This window comes from Xanthobacter pseudotagetidis (genome assembly GCF_043194795.2).
Classification (GTDB): domain Bacteria; phylum Pseudomonadota; class Alphaproteobacteria; order Rhizobiales; family Xanthobacteraceae; genus Xanthobacter; species Xanthobacter tagetidis_A.
On sequence record NZ_CM195534.1, the window covers coordinates 4636876 to 4656213 of the forward strand.

21 protein-coding genes are annotated in these 19338 nt (G+C 67.2%); 5 read left to right on the top strand and 16 right to left on the bottom strand.

The window, feature by feature from the left end; genetic code table 11:
* Positions 1 to 12: 12 nt before the first annotated feature.
* Together V5F67_RS21215 and V5F67_RS21220 are read right to left on the bottom strand one after the other, a co-directional pair.
* Complete coding sequence (locus tag V5F67_RS21215) at positions 13 to 312, bottom strand: NifU family protein (protein WP_394017997.1); 300 nt, start codon at positions 310 to 312, stop codon at positions 13 to 15.
* Positions 313 to 353: 41 nt separating this feature from the next.
* Positions 354 to 674 (bottom strand): iron-sulfur cluster assembly accessory protein, encoded by a 321-nt coding sequence (locus tag V5F67_RS21220; protein ID WP_394017998.1) that lies wholly within the window; start codon positions 672 to 674, stop codon positions 354 to 356.
* 420 nt (positions 675 to 1094) lie between these two features.
* Between V5F67_RS21220 and V5F67_RS21225 the strand changes: the two genes are divergently transcribed.
* On the top strand, positions 1095 to 1685 hold the full coding sequence (locus V5F67_RS21225; protein WP_394017999.1) for a hypothetical protein: 591 nt from the start codon (positions 1095 to 1097) through the stop codon (positions 1683 to 1685).
* A 66-nt stretch (positions 1686 to 1751) separates the two neighbouring features.
* On the opposite strand, the gene V5F67_RS21230 is transcribed toward V5F67_RS21225, so the two are convergent.
* Both V5F67_RS21230 and V5F67_RS21235 read right to left on the bottom strand, forming a co-directional pair.
* Positions 1752 to 2165 (bottom strand): Rieske (2Fe-2S) protein, encoded by a 414-nt coding sequence (locus V5F67_RS21230; RefSeq protein ID WP_394018000.1) that lies wholly within the window; start codon positions 2163 to 2165, stop codon positions 1752 to 1754.
* A gap of 62 nt (positions 2166 to 2227) precedes the next feature.
* Positions 2228 to 3853 (bottom strand): flavin monoamine oxidase family protein, encoded by a 1626-nt coding sequence (locus tag V5F67_RS21235; protein WP_394018001.1) that lies wholly within the window; start codon positions 3851 to 3853, stop codon positions 2228 to 2230.
* A 232-nt stretch (positions 3854 to 4085) separates the two neighbouring features.
* On the opposite strand from V5F67_RS21235, the gene V5F67_RS21240 reads away from it, so the two are divergent.
* The 3 genes from V5F67_RS21240 (at position 4086) to V5F67_RS21250 (ending at position 5808) form a co-directional block, all read left to right on the top strand.
* Entirely contained in the window at positions 4086 to 4544 is a 459-nt protein-coding gene (locus tag V5F67_RS21240) for a hypothetical protein (protein ID WP_394018002.1), read from the top strand.
* An 86-nt stretch (positions 4545 to 4630) separates the two neighbouring features.
* The gene (locus V5F67_RS21245; RefSeq protein ID WP_394018003.1) at positions 4631 to 5479 is read left to right on the top strand and encodes a sulfurtransferase; all 849 of its coding nucleotides are present in this window, start codon (positions 4631 to 4633) and stop codon (positions 5477 to 5479) included.
* 14 nt (positions 5480 to 5493) lie between these two features.
* Positions 5494 to 5808, top strand: coding sequence for a hypothetical protein (locus V5F67_RS21250; protein WP_394018004.1), 315 nt, complete (start codon positions 5494 to 5496; stop codon positions 5806 to 5808).
* Between the two features lie 27 nt (positions 5809 to 5835).
* Here V5F67_RS21250 and V5F67_RS21255 read toward each other — a convergent pair whose 3' ends face one another.
* From V5F67_RS21255 to nifH, 10 genes are all read right to left on the bottom strand, one after another.
* On the bottom strand, positions 5836 to 6504 hold the full coding sequence (locus V5F67_RS21255) for a nitrogen fixation protein NifQ (protein ID WP_394018005.1): 669 nt from the start codon (positions 6502 to 6504) through the stop codon (positions 5836 to 5838).
* A gap of 10 nt (positions 6505 to 6514) precedes the next feature.
* Positions 6515 to 6811 carry a ferredoxin III, nif-specific gene (fdxB, locus tag V5F67_RS21260; protein ID WP_394018006.1) on the bottom strand — a complete coding sequence of 99 codons (297 nt, stop codon included), beginning with the start codon at positions 6809 to 6811 and terminating at the stop codon, positions 6515 to 6517.
* A gap of 121 nt (positions 6812 to 6932) precedes the next feature.
* Positions 6933 to 7133, bottom strand: coding sequence for a CCE_0567 family metalloprotein (locus V5F67_RS21265; RefSeq protein ID WP_394018007.1), 201 nt, complete (start codon positions 7131 to 7133; stop codon positions 6933 to 6935).
* A 23-nt stretch (positions 7134 to 7156) separates the two neighbouring features.
* Positions 7157 to 7648, bottom strand: a complete 492-nt coding sequence (locus V5F67_RS21270) for a NifX-associated nitrogen fixation protein (RefSeq protein ID WP_394018008.1) — start codon at positions 7646 to 7648, stop codon at positions 7157 to 7159.
* Positions 7649 to 7658: 10 nt separating this feature from the next.
* A complete protein-coding gene (gene nifX / locus V5F67_RS21275; RefSeq protein WP_394018009.1) occupies positions 7659 to 8057 on the bottom strand; it encodes a nitrogen fixation protein NifX in 399 nt (132 codons plus the stop codon).
* A gap of 23 nt (positions 8058 to 8080) precedes the next feature.
* The gene (gene nifN, locus V5F67_RS21280) at positions 8081 to 9460 is read right to left on the bottom strand and encodes a nitrogenase iron-molybdenum cofactor biosynthesis protein NifN (protein WP_394018011.1); all 1380 of its coding nucleotides are present in this window, start codon (positions 9458 to 9460) and stop codon (positions 8081 to 8083) included.
* Between the two features lie 4 nt (positions 9461 to 9464).
* A complete protein-coding gene (gene nifE / locus V5F67_RS21285) occupies positions 9465 to 11384 on the bottom strand; it encodes a nitrogenase iron-molybdenum cofactor biosynthesis protein NifE (protein ID WP_394018013.1) in 1920 nt (639 codons plus the stop codon).
* 161 nt (positions 11385 to 11545) lie between these two features.
* Positions 11546 to 13105, bottom strand: coding sequence for a nitrogenase molybdenum-iron protein subunit beta (gene nifK, locus V5F67_RS21290; protein WP_394018015.1), 1560 nt, complete (start codon positions 13103 to 13105; stop codon positions 11546 to 11548).
* An 81-nt stretch (positions 13106 to 13186) separates the two neighbouring features.
* The gene (gene nifD / locus V5F67_RS21295; protein WP_394018017.1) at positions 13187 to 14689 is read right to left on the bottom strand and encodes a nitrogenase molybdenum-iron protein alpha chain; all 1503 of its coding nucleotides are present in this window, start codon (positions 14687 to 14689) and stop codon (positions 13187 to 13189) included.
* Between the two features lie 59 nt (positions 14690 to 14748).
* The gene (nifH, locus tag V5F67_RS21300) at positions 14749 to 15627 is read right to left on the bottom strand and encodes a nitrogenase iron protein (RefSeq protein ID WP_394018019.1); all 879 of its coding nucleotides are present in this window, start codon (positions 15625 to 15627) and stop codon (positions 14749 to 14751) included.
* 444 nt (positions 15628 to 16071) lie between these two features.
* Here nifH and V5F67_RS21305 point away from each other — a divergent pair, with 444 nt between their 5' ends.
* Complete coding sequence (locus V5F67_RS21305; protein WP_394018021.1) at positions 16072 to 16533, top strand: SufE family protein; 462 nt, start codon at positions 16072 to 16074, stop codon at positions 16531 to 16533.
* Positions 16534 to 16731: 198 nt separating this feature from the next.
* On the opposite strand, the gene V5F67_RS21310 is transcribed toward V5F67_RS21305, so the two are convergent.
* Positions 16732 to 18012, bottom strand: coding sequence for a cysteine desulfurase (locus V5F67_RS21310; protein ID WP_394018023.1), 1281 nt, complete (start codon positions 18010 to 18012; stop codon positions 16732 to 16734).
* Complete coding sequence (gene sufD / locus V5F67_RS21315; RefSeq protein ID WP_394018025.1) at positions 18009 to 19337, bottom strand: Fe-S cluster assembly protein SufD; 1329 nt, start codon at positions 19335 to 19337, stop codon at positions 18009 to 18011. Before sufD ends, V5F67_RS21310 begins: the two co-directional genes overlap by 4 nt.
* Position 19338 lies beyond the last annotated feature (1 nt).

Sequence of the window (19338 nt, forward strand, 5' to 3'; positions counted from 1 at the left end):
GAAGGCCCGCCGCTACTGGGCGACCTTGATCGGCGCCGCGGGACCGGCCACGGGCACGAGGCGCACGAACTCGCCGAGCCGCTCGATGAGCTTGGCCTGGATGCCCTCCATGGTGGCGCTGGCGAGCTTGCAGAACACGCAGGCCCCGGTGAGCTTCACGAACACCTTCGAGCCCTCGACATTGATGAGGACGCAGTCGCCGCCATCGCGCTTGAGGTTAGGGCGGATCTCCTCGATCACCTCCTGGATCAGCGCCAGGCGGTCGGTCTCGGCACGGGGCGCGGGGGCGCGCTGTTCGGTTTCCTGCAGCATCTCGGTCCTCTTTTCGGGTGCGGGGTGGGGCCGAAAGGCCGTCAGCCGAACGACTTGCCGCAGGAGCAGCTCGACGTGGCGTTGGGGTTCTCGAAGGTGAAGCCCGAGCCTTCGAGCGCCACCACGAAGTCGATGACCGTGCCGGCGAGCAGCTCGTGGCTCTTGTTGTCCACGAACACCTTCACCCCGTCGCGCTCGATCACCGTGTCGTCCGGGTCGGCGTCGTTCACGAGGCCCATCATGTATTTGTAGCCGGCGCATCCGCCGGCCTCGACCATGATGCGCAGGCCGCCCACCGGCTTGTCGGCTCCGGAGATGGCGCTGCGAACGGCGTTCAAGGCGCTGTCCGTCAGATTGATCATCGCTCGACCTTCACTGAGAAAACGGGTCGAGCTTCAACTGGCAAGAGCTGTGCCAGACTATAATGCTTTAGAATATAATGGTTTTCCGCGCCGCGGATGTTGCGTTTGCGACGCGTGTCCGGTTTCGGACAGGATCGGGAGCGATGTCGCAAGCCCACGCTCGGGCGGTCGCATTCCCACAGCCGGCGCGGCAGGCCGGCGCGCCCCGCCACCGCAGCTCTGTCCGCCCAAACAATTGTATCAGCTAATATTTTTCCATACCTCGCCGCTCTCCGGCACCGGAGCGCGCCGGATGCACGGGTCCGCCCAGGCGGCGCGGCGTCCTGTCCACCTGGCGCAGCGGGCAAGCGGCAGGGGCTTTGCATGAAGCGCCGTGCGGCGCCTTCGGGCGCGGCTGAGCGCAATCCCCGGAGACCCCCTATGACGACCATCGAGAAGACCGCCCTGGGCAAGCTGGACCAGGAGGGTCGCCTTCTCAATGCGGTTCTGAAGAGCCCCACCACCAAAGGCGAGCGTTTCGGCTTTCGCGGCGACATCGCCCTGAAGTTCCAAGCCCAGCTCGCCGACGAGAAGCGCCCGCCGGACTACTGCATGGAGCAGGTGCTCACCGTCGCCCCCGAAGGCGCCGGCACCATTCCGGTGATGGCCGGCTACCTGCACAACTTCGCTTATCTGGACGACGTAACGAAGGTGCTCGGCCCGCTGCTCGGGCCGGACGGCAAGTACTTCATCTTCTGCAACAACATCGACCTTCTGGCGAAATACAAGGTGGCGCACGGCGGGCTGACCTTCTACGTGCTGCCCTGTGACGAGTCGACGGTGTGGAAGGAGATGCTCGACCTCATGGGCATCGACAAGAACGACATCAAGAAGCTCGATACCGCCGGCAAGCTGGACTACGTGCTCGATTCCGCGCTGGACTGGAGCGCCGACTACGAGCCCATCAGCTTCGAGAAGGGCGTCTCGGTGATGGAGCCGGTGAAGAACCGCAACGAGAACCGCCCCGTCTGATCCGCAGGCGCCGCCGGCAGAGGGGCGCGACGAGCCCCTCACGCCGTCCTCTCAGGCCGCAGGTCCTCACGCCTCCTCGTCGTCGCAGAACGACGCCGCCGGCTCGTCCTCCGCCAACGTCACGCCGGTGACGCAGATGTCGCCGTCCAGCACCTCCAGCGCCACCGGGGTGAGGGCGCGGCCCTTGCACGGTCCCTCCAGGCACATGCCGGTGCCGAGCTCGAACAGCGCGCCGTGCTTGCCGCACATGATCCGGATGCCGTTCGGGTCCAGGAACTGGTTGCGCTCCCAGTCGAGATTGACCCCGTCGTGCGGGCACTTGTTGGCATAGCCGAACACCTGGCGGCCCCAGCGCACGACGAAGATACTCCAGGGCACCTCCTTGCCGGTCTCGTCCAGGCGCACCAGCTGGAAGCCGCGCGCCTTCTGGCTCGGAATGTCGCTCAGGGCGCAGATGGCATAGGCGATGTCGGCAGCCATGGTGTCCTCGTTCGATGGGCGGCCCGGCTCGGGCGCGGGATCGGCGTTCGCGGCGGCCATCGTCATTGGACCGCTGAGCGGGCGGCCAGCCCCGCCCGCTCAGCGGCGCCCGCCGTCCGCGCCAGGAGGGCGCCATTGGCGGCAAGCAGGAATTCGCGCCACGCGGCGGCGATGTCGCGCAGGATCGCCTGCTCATAGGCCTTCGACAGATGGTGCTCCTCCGGGAAGTTCGACAGCGCGCACGAGGCGCGGTTGAACGCCGCGACATCGTCCATGAAGCGCCGCAGCAGCTCGCCGAAGGGCGCCTGCACCGCAGCCATGAGGCCCGAGCGCCCCTCCTCGACCGGCACGCCGGCAAGATCGAGCGCCGCCGCCTCCAGCCGCGCCAGCGCCCGCCGGAACAGCTCCTCCATGGCGCCGAGCGCGGCCCACTGGGTGAGCTGGTCGCGCTCTTGGGCGGAGAGGCTGCGCACCAGGCGCACGCGGTAGTCGTCGAACGCGGCCTCGGTCTGCCCCGCGACCCATGCCCCGAACGCGGCAAGGCTCGCGCCGTTGAGGTCTGCCCCCGAAAGGCCCTCGGCGCGACCGGGCGCGGCCTCCAGGCCAGCGCGGGCGAGCGCGCGCTCCGCCCGGCGGGCCGCGTCGAGCGCGCCTTCCAGGTAGCCGGCGGCGGTGGTGGCGGTCTCGGAGCCGGCGAGGTGCAGCTTTCCCGTCATCAGCGACCGGCGCAGCAGCGGGTGGGAGACCGCGATATGCTCGGCCTGCGGCTCGGCAAGGTCGCGCGCGGTGGCGGTGAAGGGCGCCCGCGCCCAATCCTGGTAGTGCGGTTCGCCCGCCTCCAGCGGCAGGCCGAACACCTGCGTCATCTGGCTTGAGATCAGCATGGGAAGGCCGGCCTCGAACGCCTCCCGCGTCTGCGGGCCGAGGGCGAGGAAGCCGGCGAGCGCCGCGGGCGCGCCGCCCTCACCGCTCGCGTCGTAGATCTCGCCCAGCACCGCCTGCTCGTGGGTGACGAAGGCGTTGCCGGTGAGGCCCGCCGCGCGCCAGGAGGCGTCCGCATAGCCGATGGCCACCTTGGCCTGGGCCGCCATCCAGGTGGGCGTGTTCTCCATGGCCTCGATGGTCTCGGGATCGAGCGCGGGCTCGAAGACGACGCTGGCGGCGATGAGCCGCGGCGGAAGGCACAGCACCGCGCGGCGGGCGAGAACCTCCACTTCGGCCTCATCGGCGCGGAAGGTCAGAACCAGATGATCGCCGGCATCGCGCACGCCGGTCAGCGCATGGCCCAGCGTGAGGGGCTCCGGCCCGATCTCGCGCGCCAGCCCCTCGGCCAGCCCCGCCATCCCCCCGGCGAGCCGAAACGCGCCATCGTGGAAGGTCTGGCCCTCGATCCGCTTCGGCGTCTTGTCGGCCTCGTTGAGGTGGAGCGTCACACCGCCGTCGTTCTGTTCGACCCGCGACAGGGCGAGATCCGACACCAGGCGCGCCATGAGCGGCTGCGTGTCGGGCCAGAACCAGGTGGGACCAAGGTCCAGCATCGCCCCCGTGGTGGCGCAGCGTGCCGTGAGAATGCGTCCGCCGAGGCGGCTTCTTGCCTCGAACAGACGGAAAGGCTGGGCGCGCCGCGCGAGCTGGCGCGCGAGCGCCAGCCCCGAAAGCCCGCCGCCGATGATGGCCGTCTCCAGCATGGCTCTTTCCTGAAAGGCGAACAGTTCCAGACTGGCCGTGCAAGAATCGCGCGAGTTCGACGGGGCCGCCCTGTCTTTCCGCGCGGCCCGGCGTCGCTCCCGGTGGCCGCCAGGCCTGGAGCAAGGCGTTCCAACGCCGATTCTCCTCCGGAATTGCTTGTTCTCCCCCAGTAATCTCTTGGCACGATTTTTGATCCGCACGCTCCGACGCCCGATCCCATAGGAGTTTGCAATGAACGTGACGTCGGAATTCGCCCAATCCTCGCTGGACGAGATCAAGGCGCTGCTCGACGGTGGGACCCTCACCATCTATTCGGTGGCCCGCCCGGTGTCGGCCGACCACGCGGTGGATCGCAGCGCCGTGCTCGCCACCTTCACCTTCGCCTCACCCGCCTTCGGTCCCTCTGCCGACGGGTTCGAGGCTCCGGCCTTTGTCGCCAATCCGGTGACGGCCAACAGCGTCGGCACGCCCGGCTTCGCCCGCGCCCGCAAGGCGGACGGCACCACGGTGGCGGACTTCTCCGTCGGCCCCGGCCCACGCGAGATCAAGCTCGCCGAGGTCTCCTGCTCGCCCGGCGCCCCTACCCGGGTGGTGAGCCTGAAGGTCGACACCGACGGCGGCTGGCCGGAGCGCCCGGACTATTACGACGCCCATCCGCGGCCCGGCTATTCCATGCCCAAGGTGTTCTGAGCGCAGGCGTTCACGGCAGACCCGCGGGCTGGCACGACGCCTGCCGGCGCGCGCGGCTGTCGGACATTCGACAGGAGATCCAGCCCATGGCCACGGCCGACCTCGGCACCCTCGTCAGCACCGACTGGCTGGCGGATCACCTCGGCGATCCCGCCGTGAAGATCCTGGACTGCACCTGGCACCATGCCTCGACCAATCTCGACGGCCGCACCCAGTATCGCGGCCGCCACCTGCCCGGCTCGGTGCATTTCGACATCGACAACATCGCCGACAAGTCGAGCCCCCTGCCCCACATGCTGCCGTCGCCGGCGGAGTTCGCGAAGAAGGTGGGTCTGCTCGGCATCTCCAATGCCGACCGGGTGATCGTCTACGACCGTCTGTTCGGCGGCTCGGCGGCGGCGCGGGTTTGGTGGATGTTCAGGGTATTCGGCCACGACAACGTGGCACTGCTCGACGGCGGCTACGCCAAGTGGCAGGCGGAGAAGAAGCCGGCCGAGATGGCGCCGGTGCGGCCCGAGCCGGCCGCGTTCGAGGCCGCGTTCCGTCCCGAACTGGTGCGCTCGCTCGCCGACATGAAGGCCAACCTCCTTACCGGTGCCGAGCAGGTGCTGGACGCGCGGGGCCCCGCCAAGTTCGACGGCAGCCAGGAGGACGTGTTCCCGGTGAAGAAGCCCGGGCACATTCCGAGCAGCCTCAACGTGCCCTGGGGCGACTTCATCACCGAGACCGGGGCCTTCGCCGGCCCGGAGGCGATCCGCGCGCGCTTCGCGGCGGCGGGGGTGGATATCGACCGGCCGGTCGTCGCCACCTGCGCCTCGGGCACCATCTCCTGCGTGCTGGCGCTGGCGCTCCACCTCATCGGCCGGCCAGCGGCGGTCTATGACGGCTCGTTCGCCGAATGGGGCCTCGCCGACGACACGCCGATCGCCGCCTGACAGGAGCCAAGCCCATGCCGACATTGATCAAGACCACGCAGGACGGCCGCAGGCTCGAAGTGGCCGGCCTCGCCATCCTGCTCGACGGCCAGCTCGAAGCCTTCGAGCTGATCGAGGTGAAGCAGCATCCCAACCGCAGCAGGATCTGGGAGGCGATGCCGGAGGCGACCCACATCGCCGGCCGGGTGCCGCTGACGCAGGGCGAGGCGGAGGCCGTGCTCGAGGCCTTCAAGCAGGCGGAGGCGGAGATCCTGAAGAGCCCGGCCGCGATCAACGAGCGCTTCCGCATCGCCGCCATGTGGAAGGCGCGCGAGCAGGGCATCGAATAATCCCGGACATGTACTCCGCCGCGCCCCTCACCGCTCGGGGGCGTGGGCGACCTGGGCCGCGTAGGCGACCTGGGGTGCGGCGAGACCGAGAGCGGCGCCGTTGCGGGCGATGGCAAGGCGCGATTCGCCGTCCTCGGCGCCGAAGCAGGCGTGGAAGTCGTCGCACTCGGCGCACACCGGCGCGGTGCACAGCGTGAAGCCGGCCGAGCCGCAGACCATGCGGTAGAGGAACTTCTTCCACTTCATGTCGTTGGAATTCTTGCGCTTGAGCGGCGCGAAGTGGCGCGCCATCAGCTCCGAGAGCTCGCCGCGGTTTCTGAGACCGAGGTCCTGCCACAGATGATGGGGCGCGCGAGCGCGACGGGCGATCAGGCAGACCAGCCCCCGCTCCAGGCTGCCGGCGCTCGACGCGTACATAGCGAGGATGTCGCGGATGTTGCGCTCCTCCTCGTCCACGTCCACCGCATCTTCCCGCACCCGTTCGGCGATGTATCCGACCTTCTCGGGAAACATCTCGCCCACCAGCGCAAGAAGCGCTCCGCGCTCCATCCCGAGCCCGGCGAGCGCGCTGCCGCCGGCGTCTGCTTCGGCGAGCGCCAGCGACAGGATGGCGGCCACCACGTGTCGGTCGAACGGGTCGCACGCCGAGGCGGTCGGCGTGTCCATCAAGGCGCGATAGACGTCGGCGGCGACCATGGCTCCCTCCTCAGGCGGCGGCGCGGTCCGGGCCGTGGATCTGGCAGTTGGCCGGGCAGACGCGGGCGCAGGCACCGCAGCCGATGCAGGCACCACTGTCATTCATGGCCATGACCTTCTTCTCGATCTCGTCGTCCTCGTCGTCGTCGAGCATGACGAGGTCGCCGTCCTCGTTGATCCCTTTCAGGATCATCACGTCGCGGCCGCAGACCTTGTAGCAGCGGCCGCAGCCGATGCACTTGTTCTTGTCGATGTCCAACAAGTAATCGGGCTGCCAGGCGCGCCCGTCGCGGGTTTCGTTTGACATGGGTCTTCAGCCTTTTCCAAAGCTCTGCCTTCGGTGGTCCGCTCCAGTCCGGACCGCCGTGGGGACTTGCGTTCAGGATCGAGGCGGGCCGGGCCGGACCGCGACGGCCGGGCCCGACCGGTCAGGCCGCTTCCAGGCTCTTCAGCTGGGCGCGCTTCTGCTCCAGCTCGGCGAAGGCGTCATGGGCCTTCTTCGCCACGTCCATGATCTGCTGCCAGTTGATCGGCAGCTCCTCGGACAGGTCATGCAGGTCCATCTTGGACTGCGTGGCCTTGGCGGAGAGCTTCTTCAGCTCGGCCTTGAGGGCTTCCACATCGCTCATGGGGCACCTTTTCCTAGAACAAATCAGTAATTGGCGACCGTCGGGAACTTCTCGATCATCTCGATGCCCGACTTGACGAACTTCTCGCCTTCCTCGGCCAGCTTCGCGAGATTGTCGAAGCCGTAGCGGTGCACGTCGCGCAGCTGCTTGTTGACGACGATCAGCCGGCCACCGATGAGCACCATGCGGCCGAAGCCCTCGTGGCTCATCTTCAGCATGGGCGAGATCATCACGCCGGTGGCCTTCTCGATGGACAGGCACACGGCGTTGAAGAACAGCTCCATGCGCCAGATTGTGTCCGGATCGGGATCGCCGATGATGGGCAACGCGCGGCGCGCCTCCTTGTCGACGATATAGGGCTCGAGCAGTTCCAGGTCCGCCTTGCCCTCCCAGGCGCCGTGCGAATCCTGCGCGCGCCAGATCTTGATCAGCTCCTTGACGAAGGGATGCTCCTTGGCCGCCTCGATGGCGGCTTCCCGGGCAGCGTCCTTATCGATAACCGGCGCGTCGGACATGGTGTCTTCCTCATTCCTCGTCGAAGTCGAAGCTGCGCTCCTGGCCCTTGCCCATCACCTTGCGCAGCCAGGGCGGCGGGTTGCCCTTGAGCACCCCTTCCAGCTTGCCGATCAGGTCGGAAATGTCCTCGGGCTGGGCGACCTTCATGGGGTGGATGTTGTTGGCCACCACCCGGGCGGCGCCGGAGCCGCCGATGGCGGCCACATAGAGGATGGCACAGTCCTTGATCGCCTCGATCTTCGGGGCGAGCTTGTCCTCGTTGCCGTCCTCCTTGAGGTCGCCGTCGAACTCGATGGCCTCGACGAAGTGATGGCCGTCCGGCCCGATCTCGTAGATGGCGATGTTCTTGGCCCAGCCGAAATGCGCGTCCACGCGCTTGAGGTCCTGGGTTGCGAAAGCGACTTTCATAAGCTCGTCCCCTTCACGCTCGACTAGTGGGAGGTGTGCGCGGCGGCGTGACCGTGCGCGTCGCCGCCGGCCCAGGTATCCGGGGTCGGCTCGTGGTTCTCCTCGTGGTCGGCCATCACCAGGTTCGCCATGTGGAAGACGAGGTCGCGGGTGCCGCGATAGCCCACCGAGAGCAGGTGCCCCGCGCCGAGGCGGTCGAACATGGGAATGCCGATGCGGTAGAACGGGATGTGGAGGCGTGCCGCGGCCTGGCGGCCGTGGGAGTGGGTGAGGAGCAGGTCGCAGCCGCGCTCCTTTGCCCGTGTCTCCAGGTCCTCCAGGTCGCCGATCAGCACCTCGTCGGTGGGCAGGCGCTCCAGCACCGGCGACTGGGTGGTGGTGACGACGGAGAGCAGGTGCCCGCCCATTTCGTGCAGGAACGAGCCCACGTCGTAGAGCAAATCCGGCTCCGCTCCCATGGCGACCTTGCGGCCGCCGAGATGGAAGTGGCCGTCCAGCATCGCGTCCACCAATTGGCCGCGCTGGCGGCGATACTTCAGCGGCACCGGCCGGCCGGAGATCTTCGACAGGTGCATGATGAAGGCGTCGTTGGGCTCCAGCCCGCACAGGCGCTCGAACAGCGTGAAGGGCACGCCGGTCTTCTTCTCCATCGCCTCGCCCGCGCGGCGCATCTGCGCGCCGATGCAGATGGTGTGGGCCGCCTCGCCCAAGGTGGCGATCTCCTCGACGCCGATGCCGCCGATGGTGGTGGGCGAGAAGTCTTCGGGAATGTGTCCGTCGAGCGAGGAGGCGAGGTCCGGCAGGAAGGACGGCTTCAGCCCGAAATCCTCGATGATGGTGCGCAGCTCGTCGAGGTCGCCGGGGGTGAGATGGCAGCCGGGCAGCACGGTGACCCGGCTCTTGTCCTTCGCCTTGTCGGCCGCCGGCCTCACCAGCACCTCGACCATCTTGGCCACCGTCTTCTCCCAGCCGTCCTGGAACGCGTCCTTGAAGTCGGGCGTGGAGACATAGACCATCGGGAAGTCGGCGAACTGCGGGTGCTTTTCGCGGATCAGCTTGATGTAGCCGTCCACGTCGTCGCCCTTGGTCTCGGTGACGCCGGTGGAGCAGATGCCGATCATCTCCGGCTTGGTTCGGTTGTAGATGTTGAGGATCGCCTGCTCCACGTTCTCGTAGCCACCCAGCACGGTCGCCACCTCGCTCATGGCGGTGGTCTGCATGGGGATTGCTTCCTTGAAGTGGCGCACGAAGAGGACAAGGCCGAACGAGGTGCAGCCCTGCGAGCCGTGAAGCAGCGGCATTGACTTCCTCACCCCCATGAAGGCGAGCGCGCCGCCGATCGGCTGGCTCATCTTCAGCGGGTTCACCGCGCAGGACTTCTTGGGGACCGTGACGATGGCCATGGCCCTACTCCGCCGCTTCGAGGGCGGGAGAGAGCAGGTCATCGAGCAGGCTCTCGATACGTTCCTTGCAATTGCCGCAGCCGGTATTGGCCTCAGTGGCCGCCCGCACCTCGGCGATGTTCTTCAGGCCCTTCTCGCGCACCAGGTCCTCGATGGCGCCGACGCTGACGCTCTTGCAGCCGCAGGCCTTCCGGGCGCGGCGCTTCAATTCCGCAGCGAGCGGATCGGGCGCGATCTCGGACGCAAGCGGGGCAGCCTGCGCGGGAGGCGGGGCGGCGACAACGCCCAGTGCCTCCAAGATCTCCTCGACCCGCCCGCTGCAGGCCCCGCACCCGCCGGAGGCGTTGGTGTGCGTGCGCACGCCTTCCACCGTGGTGAGCGCATGGGCCTTGACCGCGCCCTCGATGGTGCCGAGGTCGACGCTCTTGCAGTTGCAGATTTTCTTCGCCCGGCGGGCGGCTTCCGCCTTCACCGGGTCGGCGGCGAGCGCGGCAGCCTCCGCCTCCATCTCGGCAAGCGCGCGCGCCTGCCAGGTGTTGTCGGGATTGTCCCAGGGGGCGGGCTTGCGCACCTGCTCCCACACCGGATTGTAGAGCGCTTTGTCGATCTCCTCGACCAGCTTCACCATGCCCACATAGCCCATATAGGCGTGGTGGCGCTCCTGGTTGATGTCCAGCCAGGGCATGGCGGCCTTCAGCGCGATGAACTGCGAGCGGCCGCCGGACAGCATGATGTCGGCCTTCGCGTCCTTGAGCATCTTGTACATTTCACGAGGCGTCATGTCCTCGATCATGTGGGCGTCCTGGCCCATCAGCTCCTTGATGCGCTCCTTGTCCTCCTTGGTGGACTTCTTCACCGAGGTGCCGACGAGGTCGAGGCCGGCCTCCTGGAGCGCCGCCACCACCGACCAGGACTTCACGCCGCCGGTGATCAGCAGCACCTTCTTGCCCTTGAAGCGCGGCTTGAACTTGGCGATCGCGTCCCAGGCCTTCTTCTCCTCACGGGCGATGAGCGCCTCGGTGCGCTCCATCAGCTCCGCGTCGGCGCCCCGCTCGATCAGCATGCGGGCGATCTCGCGCAGGGAATCCGACGAATCCTCGATGCCGTAGAAGGAGCCCTCGAAGAACGGGATGCCGTAGCGCTCCTCCATCTTGCGGGCGACGTTGATCATGGCCTTGGAGCACACCATCATCGCCGCCTTGGCGCGGTGCGAGGAGGCCACGTCCTTGTACTTGCCGTCTCCGGAGATGCAGGCGAGGATGCGGATGCCGAGCTCGTCCAGCAGCGGCTTGATCTGCCACAATTCGCCGGAAAGATTGTATTCGCCGATGATGTTGATGTCGTAGGGGGTGGTGTATTCCGGCTCCTCGGTGCCGATGACATGGTCGAGGATGGCTTCGCCCGCGAGCTTGTTGCCGAGGTTCTTCGGCCCCACGAAGCCGGGCGAGTTCACCGGGATCACCGGCTTGCCGAACTTCTCCTTCGCTGCCTTGCAGACCGCGTCGATGTCGTCGCCGATCATGGCGGGCACGCAGGTCTGGTAGACGAAGATCGCCGGCGGGTCGTACTTCTCGATGATCTCCCGGATCGACTTGAACAGGCGCTTCTCGCCGCCGAACACCACGTCGGTCTCGTTGATGTCGGTGGTAAAGGAGGTGCGCCAGAGGTTCGAGCCGGAGGACTTGGCGCCGCGATTGTCCCAGGAATTGCCCTCGCAGGCAATCGGGCCGTGCACCAGGTGGGCGACGTCGGTGAAGGGCTGGAGCGCGATCTTCGCGCCGTCGAAGGCGCAGCCGCCGGCCGCGCCGCCGGGCTGCAATTGCTTCGTGCAGCCCTTCTTCTTCTCGGCCTCGGACTTGTTCTGGTTCTTCGCGCAGCCGGGCTCGTTGAAGACCTCTTGGATTGTGGCCGAGAGCGAACTCATGGGTCTCACTCCTTCATCGAGCTGTTGGCGTCGTGCGGACGGGTGGCTGCGCGCGGATGTCTGTCGGTCGCGCCCGCGGCGCGCGGGCCGGGGTCGGCGGATGGTCTCTCCGTGGGGGATCGCCCGGGCGCACGGCCCGGGCGTTCTTCAAGGAGCCTCGATCAGCGGATGATGTCGAAGCTGTAGTCGGTCTTGGACGGCACGTTCGTGTTGCGGTCGATCTCGTCGAAGATCTTGTCGAGGATCGTGATCAGCACGTTCATGCCGCCCTGATAGCCCCACACCGGCCGGCGATGGTGGTGGTGGCGGTCGAACACCGGGAAGCCGATGCGGATCAGCGGCGTGCCGGTGTCGCGCTCGAGATACTTGCCGTAGGTGTTGCCGATCAGGAAGTCGACCGGCTCCGTGAACAGCAGCGAGCGCATGTGCCACAGGTCCTTGCCGGGATACGCCTTGCAGTTGGCGCCGAACGGCGAGGTGTCGAACAGGGCCTGCACCTTGTCCGCCCACTTCTGGTTGCCGTTGGTGGCAAGGACGTGGGTTGGCTCGGCGCCGAGCTCCAGCAGGAAGCCGGCGAGGCCCAGGCACAGGTCCGGATCGCCGTAGATGGCGAACTTCTTGCCGTGGATGTGGGCGTTGGAGTCGGCGATGGCGTCCACCAGGCGGCCGCGCTCGCGGGCCAGCTCCTCGGGGATTTCCTTGCCGGTGAGGCGGGAGATCTCCATGAGGAAGCGGTCGGTGCCGCCGACGCCCACGGGGTGGTTCAGCGCCACCACCTGCTGACCGTGATTGGCGATCATGGGCAGGGTCTTCTCGGTGCAGTATTCCTGCATGGAGATGGTGCCCTTGGCGTGGACCGCGTTCGCCGCTTCCTCCAGCGTGGTGCCGCCGTCATACATGCGGAACTCGCCGTCGGTGGGCGTGTCGAACACCTCGGAATTATCCACCAGGATGGTGTGGTCGACGCCGAAGAGGTTGAAGATGCGCTTCACCTCGCGGGTGTTGCCCACCGTGTAGCCGTCGAACCCGCCGATGAAGTTGATGCTCTCGTTGGGCTGGCGCTCCAGCTTCGGCGCAGTGCCGGCCTTGCCGTCCCAGAAGTGCTCCAGGATGCCCTTGAGCGCATTGTCGTAGCCGGTGACATGGCTGCCGACGAAGGCCGGCGTGTGGGCGAAGGGCACGTCGAACTCGGCCGGGACCGAGCCCTTCTCCTTGGACGTCTTGATGAAGGCGTTGAGGTCGTCGCCGATCACTTCCGCCATGCAGGTGGTGGAGACGGCGATCATCTTCGGCTTGTACATCGAATAGGTATTGGCCAGGCCGTCGATCATGTTGTTGAGGCCGCCGAACACCGCCGCATCCTCGGTCATGGACGAGGACACGCAGGAGGAGGGCTCCTTGAAGTGCCGCGAGAGGTGCGAGCGATAGTAGGCGACGCAGCCCTGCGAGCCGTGCACGAACGGGATCGTGCCCTCGAAACCCACCGCCACGAACACCGCGCCCAGCGGCTGGCAGGCCTTGGCGGGGTTCACCGTGAGCGCCTCGCGGGCGAAGTTCAGCTCCTTGTATTCGGGCGTCTTGGCCCATTCCCGCACGCGCTCGACTTCGGCCGGATCGCGGGGGTTCTCGAACATCTTCTTCTTGTTGGCCAGCATCTGCTGGTACTCGGGACCACGGAAGAGCTCGAAGTGATCGAGCACGTTGTCAGCGCTTTGAGGCATGACGAACCCCTTTGATATTCGAAGCCTGAAGGTCCGCCCCGCTGGCCCCCGCCCGTGGGCGGGGGCCGCGCGGCGGAAGGTTCATTCCGCCGCCAGGAGGGTGGGCTTGGGCGCCGCCTTCCAGGGCGCCTGCGTCATCTTCCAGATCGGGTTGTTGATGGCCATGTCCATGTCGCGCGCGAAGATCGCGAAGCCGTCATAGCCATGGTAGGGGCCGGAATAGTCCCAGGAATGCATCTGGCGGAACGGCACGCCCATCTTCTGGAAGACGTACTTTTCCTTGATGCCCGAGCCGACCAGATCCGGCTGGATCTTCTCGACGAACTTCTCGAACTCGTAGCCCGTCACGTCGTCATAGATGATGGTGCCATCCTTGACGTAGTGCTGGGCCGTGCGCTGGTAGTCGTCGTTATGGGCGAACTCGTAGCCCGTCCCGACCACTTCCATGCCCAGGTCCTCGTAGGCGCCGATGACGTGACGGGGGCGCAGGCCGCCCACGTACAGCATCACGGTCTTGCCTTCGAGGCGCGGACGATACTTGGCGATCACCGCGTCCATAAGCGGCTGGTACTTGGCGATGACGCGCTCCGCGCCCTCCTTGATCTTGTCGTCGAAGTAGCTGGCGATCTTGCGCAGCGACTCCGCGATCTTGGAGGGACCGAAGAAGTTGTATTCGCACCACGGGATTCCGTACTTCTCTTCCATGTGGCGCGAGATGTAGTTCATCGAGCGGTAGCAGTGCAGCACGTTGAGCTTGGCCTTCGGGGTGGCCTCCAGCTCCGCGAGCGAGCCGTCGCCCGACCACTGCGCCACCACGCGCAGGCCCATCTCCTCGAGCAGGATGCGCGAGGACCAGGCGTCGCCGCCGATGTTGTAGTCGCCGATGATGGCGACGTCGTACGGCGAGGGCTCGAAGCGCGGCGCCGCGTCGGCGGGGATCTTGTCGAAGATCCAGTCGCGGATGGCGTCGTTGGCGATATGATGGCCCAGCGATTGGGACACGCCGCGGAAGCCCTCGCAGCGCACCGGCACGATGGTCTTGCCGTCATACTCCTTGGACTTCGCCTTGGAGACCGCCTCGATGTCGTCGCCGATCAGGCCGATCGGACATTCGGACTGCACCGTGATGCCGTTGTTCAGCGGGAACAGCTCCTGGATCTCGTCCATGATCTTGGCGAGCTTCTTGTCGCCGCCGAAGACGATGTCCTTCTCCTGGAAGTCCGACGTGAACTGCATCGTCACGAAGGTGTCGATGCCGGTCGTGCCGATATAGTAGTTGCGCCGTGCGGCCCACGAATACTGGCCGCAGCCTACCGGGCCGTGGGAGATGTGGATCATGTCCTTGATCGGACCCCACACCACGCCCTTCGAGCCGGCATAGGCGCAGCCGCGGATGGTCATCACGCCCGGGATGGACTTGATGTTGGACTTCACGCCGCAGTCCGACTTGCCGCTCTCATGCACGTTGAGGTGCTTGGCGCGGCGCTTGGCGGTCTTCTCAGGGTAAACCTTCAAGACCTCGTCGATGATTTCCTTGTTGCGCGCCTTGATCTCGGCGACGCTCTGGGACTGAGCCAGGCTCATCTTGGATCTCTCGCTTTAGAGGGCGTGGGCCGGCCCGTCGGGGGCCGGCCGTTCAGGTGTCAGACGGCGAGCTCAGCGGCGGTTTTTCCGACCTCGCTCTCGTCCACGGCCTTCATGATGCCGTGCTCCATCAGCATGTCCTCGAGCTCGTCCATGGTGATCGGCGTCGGGATGATGCCCTTGCCGCCGTTGTTGTGGACCCGCTCCGCAAGGTTGCGGTAGTGCTGCGCCTGCTGGCTCTCCGGCGCATACTCGATCACCGTCATGCGCCGCAGCTCCGCGTGCTGCACGATGTTGTCGCGCGGCACGAAGTAGATCAGCTTGGTGCCGAGCTTCGCCGCCAGCGCTTCCGCCAGTTCCAGCTCCTTGTCGGTCTGGCGCTCGTTGCACACCAGCCCGCCCAGGCGCACGCCGCCGGAGTTCGCATACTTCAGGATGCCCTTCGAGATGTTGTTGGCCGCGTACATGGCCATCATCTCGCCGGACATGACGATGTAGATCTCCTGCGCCTTGTTCTCGCGGATCGGCATCGCGAACCCGCCGCACACCACGTCGCCCAGCACGTCGTAGGACACGTAGTCGATGTCCTCGTAGGCGCCGTTCTCCTCAAGGAAGTTGATCGAGGTGATCACGCCCCGGCCCGCGCAGCCGACCCCCGGCTCCGGACCGCCGGACTCCACGCACTTGATGTCCATGAAGCCGACCTTCATCACGTCCTCGATCTCCAGGTCCTCCACCGAGCCGGCGTTCGCCGCCAGCGAGAGGATGGTGTCCTGCGCCTTGGCGTGCAGGATCAGGCGGGTCGAATCCGCCTTCGGGTCGCAGCCCACGATCAGGATCTTGTGACCCATCTGCGCAAGCGCGGCCAAAGTGTTCTGGGACGTCGTCGACTTGCCGATGCCCCCCTTCCCGTAAAACGCGATCTGTCTCAGCGACATCTTGCTCTCCTTAGACCTGATGCGCGCCCGGCGCGGCTAACCTTGCGCGGGCAAAATCCTGATCGTCCCCGGACCGCGGCGCAGGTGCGGATCTTCCTCTCCCCACCAGGGCGCGCCGGCGGTCGCGGAGCACCCGAGAAGGACTTAAGCAACCCGCGTGCCACGATTTTTTGTTCTTGAAAATCGTTCAAATGTAATGAGATAGGAGACCACAGCAGCTTTCCGCGGGCATGTTCAGAACCCGACATCCCGGCGCTGCGGCGGGACAGGAGCCGCGGGGCCCTGTCCGAAACGGGACAAGATGTGCGCGCCGCGTCCTAAAGAAGAAATGGCGTAACTCCGGATATTTACGTAGGTCGCGCCGGATTGCGCGGCGACGGTATGGAGCTTGCTTGGCTGATCCCGGATTCTCGCGCGCCGCCCGCGCATCCGGGGAAAGCGACCATGACAGCATCGAGCACCACCGGCCCCTGCACCGCCTCCTTGCCGCCGGTGGCGGACATCGCCGAGAACTTCACGCTGCTCGACCAGTGGGACGACCGCTACCGCTATGTGATCGAGCTCGGCCGCGCGCTGCCGCCCATGCCGGACGCGCTGCGCACGGAGGTCACAAAGGTGCAGGGCTGCGCCAGCCAAGTGTGGCTGTTCACCGAGGTTCGGGATGCCGGCGCGGGGCCGGTCCTGACCTTCGTCGGCGACAGCGACGCGCACATCGTGCGCGGCCTGGTGGCGATCCTGCTGGCGCGCTTCTCCGGCGCCCCGGCGCGCGAGATCCTCGCCGCCGACGCCCTCGCCTTCTTCGCCGAGCTGGGCCTCAAGGAGCACCTGACGCCCCAGCGCTCCAACGGCCTGCGCTCCATGGTCGAGCGCATCCGCCGCGACGCCTCCACGGCGCTGGCGGCCTGAGGCCGGGTGGGCGCACCCAACCGCCGTCATGCTCCGGCTTGACCGGAGCATCCCTGCGCAGCGCATAAGTGCCGGAGATCGCCGTGCTTTGCGCTTGACGCCGCCGCCGCTTGGGCCCTCCGGTCGAGCCGCAGGGCGACGGCGCGCCAGGAATCGACGGCACGCGCAGAACCCGGAGGACGGGCGCTTCCCCTATCCTCAGCCGAACAGGTCCTGCGCCTTCCGAAGCGCCGCCACCAGCGCGTCCACCTCCTCGCGCGTGCTGTAGAGCGCGAACGAGGCGCGGCAGGTGGCGGTGACGCCGAAGCGCTCCAATAGCGGCATGGCGCAATGGGTGCCGGCGCGCACGGCGATGCCGGCGCGGTCGATCACGGTGGCGAAGTCATGGGCGTGGCCGCCGGCCATCTCGAACGAGACGATGGCGCCCTTCTCCTTCGCCCGGCCGATGATGCGCAGCGTGTTGAGCTCGCCGAGCCGCTCGTGCGCGTAGGCTGTGAGCGCGCTCTCGTGGGCGCGGATGCGCGCCTTGCCGATGGAGGCGATGTAGTCCACCGCCGCGCCGAGGCCGATGGCCTGGACGATGGGCGGCGTGCCGGCCTCGAAGCGATGGGGCGGATCGCCGTAGGTGACGGTGTCGCGCGTGACGGTGCGGATCATCTCGCCGCCGCCGTTGAAGGGCGGCATGGCGGCGAGCAGGTCGTACCTGCCGTAGAGCGCGCCGATGCCGGTGGGGCCATAGAGCTTGTGGCCGGTGACGACATAGAACTCGCAGTCGAGGTCCTGCACGTCCACGTCGAGATGCACTGCCCCCTGCGAGCCGTCCACCAGCACCGGGATGCCGCGGGCATGGGCGATCTTCACCACCTCCTTCACCGGGACGGTGGTGCCGAGCACGTTGGACATCTGGGTGATGGCGACGAGCTTGGTGCGGTCGGTGAGGAGCTTCTCGAATTCCTCGATCAGGAAGTTGCCGTCCTCGTCCACGGGCGTCCATTTCAGCACCGCGCCCTTCTCCTCCCGCAGGAAGTGCCAGGGCACGATGTTGGCGTGGTGCTCCATGATGGAGAGGACGATCTCGTCGCCCGCGCCGATGTTCGCGCGGCCCCAGGTGGCGGCGACGAGGTTGATGGCCTCGGTGGCGGAGCGGGTGAAGATGATCTCCTCCGGCCGGCCGGCATTGAGGAAGCGCCGCACGCTCTCGCGCGCGCCCTCATAGGCCTCGGAAGCGGCATTGGCGAGATAATGCAAGCCGCGATGCACGTTGGCGTATTCGCGCGTCTCGGCGAACCGCATGCGGTCCAGCACCGCGAGCGGCTTCTGGGCCGAGGCGCCGTTGTCGAGATAGACCAGCTTCTTCCCGTAGACCTCCATGTCGAGGATGGGGAAGTCCTTGCGGATCCGCTCCACGTCGTAGCCGCCATCGGCGACAGCCGGGTGGAGCGCGAGGGCGCCCGGAGGCAGGACCACCGGGCTGTTCATGGCCGCGCCATCAGGAAGGCGCGCATGGCGCCCATGAGCGCGTCGCGCACGGCCTCATCGTCGATCTGGTCCACCACCTCGCCCACGAACGCCTCGATGAGCAGCGCCTCGGCCTCCTTCTCGGGGATGCCGCGAGCCATGAGATAGAACTTCAGGTTGGCGTCGAGTGCGCCGGCGGTGCAGCCATGGCCGCATTGCACGTCGTCGGCGAAGATCTCCAGCTCCGGCTTGGCATTCGCCTCCGCCTTGTCGGAGAGCAGCAAGGCGCGGCTCATCATGCGGGCGTCGGTCTTCTGCGCCGCCTGGCGCACGCTGATGCGGCCCTGGAACACGTCGCGGGCGTCGCCGTCGAGCACGGCGCGGAACGCCTCGCGACTCTCGCAGCGCGGCGCCGCGTGCTCCATGGCGAGCGTGGTGTCGGCGTGCTGGCGGCCCGAGAGCAGGCTCGCGCCGGAGACATGCGCCACCGTGCCGGCGCCGTCGAGGCGGATGGCGATCTGATTGCGTACCACCGCGCCGCCCAGCACGAAGCCGGCCTCGCTGAAGGCCGCTTCGGCACCCACGCGAGCATTGAGGCTCGCGATGTGGAGCGCGCCCGCGCCCTCGGCGGTGACCTTCACGCGCGAGACCTTGGCGCCGTCGCCGGCGACGATCTCCAGCGCGCCGTTCACCTGATAAGCCACCTCGTCCGGCCCCTCGTGGGTCTCGAGCAGGCTGACGATCGCCTCCTCCTCCGCCACAAGCAGCGAGCGCACGACCAGCGCCGCCGGAGCGGAAAGGTCGGCCACGTGGACGATGTGGATCGGCCGCGCCAGCGCCGCGCCCTTCGATACGTGGATCACCACGCCGTCGCCCATGAGCGCGGTGTTGAGCGCCAGCACCGCGTCATCCGAGGGCACCACCTGACCGAGATGGGCGATGATCAGCGGATCTCCCTCCGCCAAGGCGGAGGCCATGGAACGGATGGAAAGGCCCGGCTCGGGGCCAAGGTCAGAGAGCTCGGGGACGAACACGCCGTTCACCACATAGAGCCGGCGCGCATCGACGCCGGCAAACAGCGCGCCTTTGTCCTCGGCGTGCGCTTTGACCTCCGCGTCCGGCGGCGCGGCAAGCGGGGCGGCCTCGCGCATGAGGGTGCGCAGATCAGTATAGCGCCAGGCCTCCACCCGCCGGTGCGGCAGCCCGCGCGCCGCGAATTGCGCGAATGCCGCGGCGCGGACGCCGATGATCTCAGCCGTGCCCGGCAGGCGGCCCTCAGCGGCAGCGAAGGTCTCCGCCAGCGTCAGCTCCGCCGGGGTCTTCATGAGGTGGACGGCGGCGGCCATG

What these genes read in the sequence shown, in the direction of transcription:
- V5F67_RS21265 (WP_394018007.1), bottom strand. Translation starts at nt 7,133, where the DNA reads ATGAGCGATGTGGAAGCCCTCAAGGCCGAGCTGAAGAAGCTCTCCGCC.
- nifX (WP_394018009.1), bottom strand. Translation starts at nt 8,057, where the DNA reads ATGAAAGTCGCTTTCGCAACCCAGGACCTCAAGCGCGTGGACGCGCAT.
- nifD (WP_394018017.1), bottom strand. Translation starts at nt 14,689, where the DNA reads ATGAGCCTGGCTCAGTCCCAGAGCGTCGCCGAGATCAAGGCGCGCAAC.
- V5F67_RS21255 (WP_394018005.1), bottom strand. Translation starts at nt 6,504, where the DNA reads ATGGTCGCCGCCGACGTCTATCGCGCCTTGATGGACACGCCGACCGCC.
- V5F67_RS21240 (WP_394018002.1), top strand. Translation starts at nt 4,086, where the DNA reads ATGAACGTGACGTCGGAATTCGCCCAATCCTCGCTGGACGAGATCAAG.
- V5F67_RS21220 (WP_394017998.1), bottom strand. Translation starts at nt 674, where the DNA reads ATGATCAATCTGACGGACAGCGCCTTGAACGCCGTTCGCAGCGCCATC.
- V5F67_RS21305 (WP_394018021.1), top strand. Translation starts at nt 16,072, where the DNA reads ATGACAGCATCGAGCACCACCGGCCCCTGCACCGCCTCCTTGCCGCCG.
- V5F67_RS21235 (WP_394018001.1), bottom strand. Translation starts at nt 3,853, where the DNA reads ATGCTGGAGACGGCCATCATCGGCGGCGGGCTTTCGGGGCTGGCGCTC.
- nifH (WP_394018019.1), bottom strand. Translation starts at nt 15,627, where the DNA reads ATGTCGCTGAGACAGATCGCGTTTTACGGGAAGGGGGGCATCGGCAAG.
- V5F67_RS21230 (WP_394018000.1), bottom strand. Translation starts at nt 2,165, where the DNA reads ATGGCTGCCGACATCGCCTATGCCATCTGCGCCCTGAGCGACATTCCG.
- fdxB (WP_394018006.1), bottom strand. Translation starts at nt 6,811, where the DNA reads ATGTCAAACGAAACCCGCGACGGGCGCGCCTGGCAGCCCGATTACTTG.
- V5F67_RS21225 (WP_394017999.1), top strand. Translation starts at nt 1,095, where the DNA reads ATGACGACCATCGAGAAGACCGCCCTGGGCAAGCTGGACCAGGAGGGT.
- V5F67_RS21270 (WP_394018008.1), bottom strand. Translation starts at nt 7,648, where the DNA reads ATGTCCGACGCGCCGGTTATCGATAAGGACGCTGCCCGGGAAGCCGCC.
- nifN (WP_394018011.1), bottom strand. Translation starts at nt 9,460, where the DNA reads ATGGCCATCGTCACGGTCCCCAAGAAGTCCTGCGCGGTGAACCCGCTG.
- V5F67_RS21310 (WP_394018023.1), bottom strand. Translation starts at nt 18,012, where the DNA reads ATGAACAGCCCGGTGGTCCTGCCTCCGGGCGCCCTCGCGCTCCACCCG.
- nifE (WP_394018013.1), bottom strand. Translation starts at nt 11,384, where the DNA reads ATGAGTTCGCTCTCGGCCACAATCCAAGAGGTCTTCAACGAGCCCGGC.
- sufD (WP_394018025.1), bottom strand. Translation starts at nt 19,337, where the DNA reads ATGGCCGCCGCCGTCCACCTCATGAAGACCCCGGCGGAGCTGACGCTG.
- V5F67_RS21250 (WP_394018004.1), top strand. Translation starts at nt 5,494, where the DNA reads ATGCCGACATTGATCAAGACCACGCAGGACGGCCGCAGGCTCGAAGTG.
- V5F67_RS21245 (WP_394018003.1), top strand. Translation starts at nt 4,631, where the DNA reads ATGGCCACGGCCGACCTCGGCACCCTCGTCAGCACCGACTGGCTGGCG.
- V5F67_RS21215 (WP_394017997.1), bottom strand. Translation starts at nt 312, where the DNA reads ATGCTGCAGGAAACCGAACAGCGCGCCCCCGCGCCCCGTGCCGAGACC.
- nifK (WP_394018015.1), bottom strand. Translation starts at nt 13,105, where the DNA reads ATGCCTCAAAGCGCTGACAACGTGCTCGATCACTTCGAGCTCTTCCGT.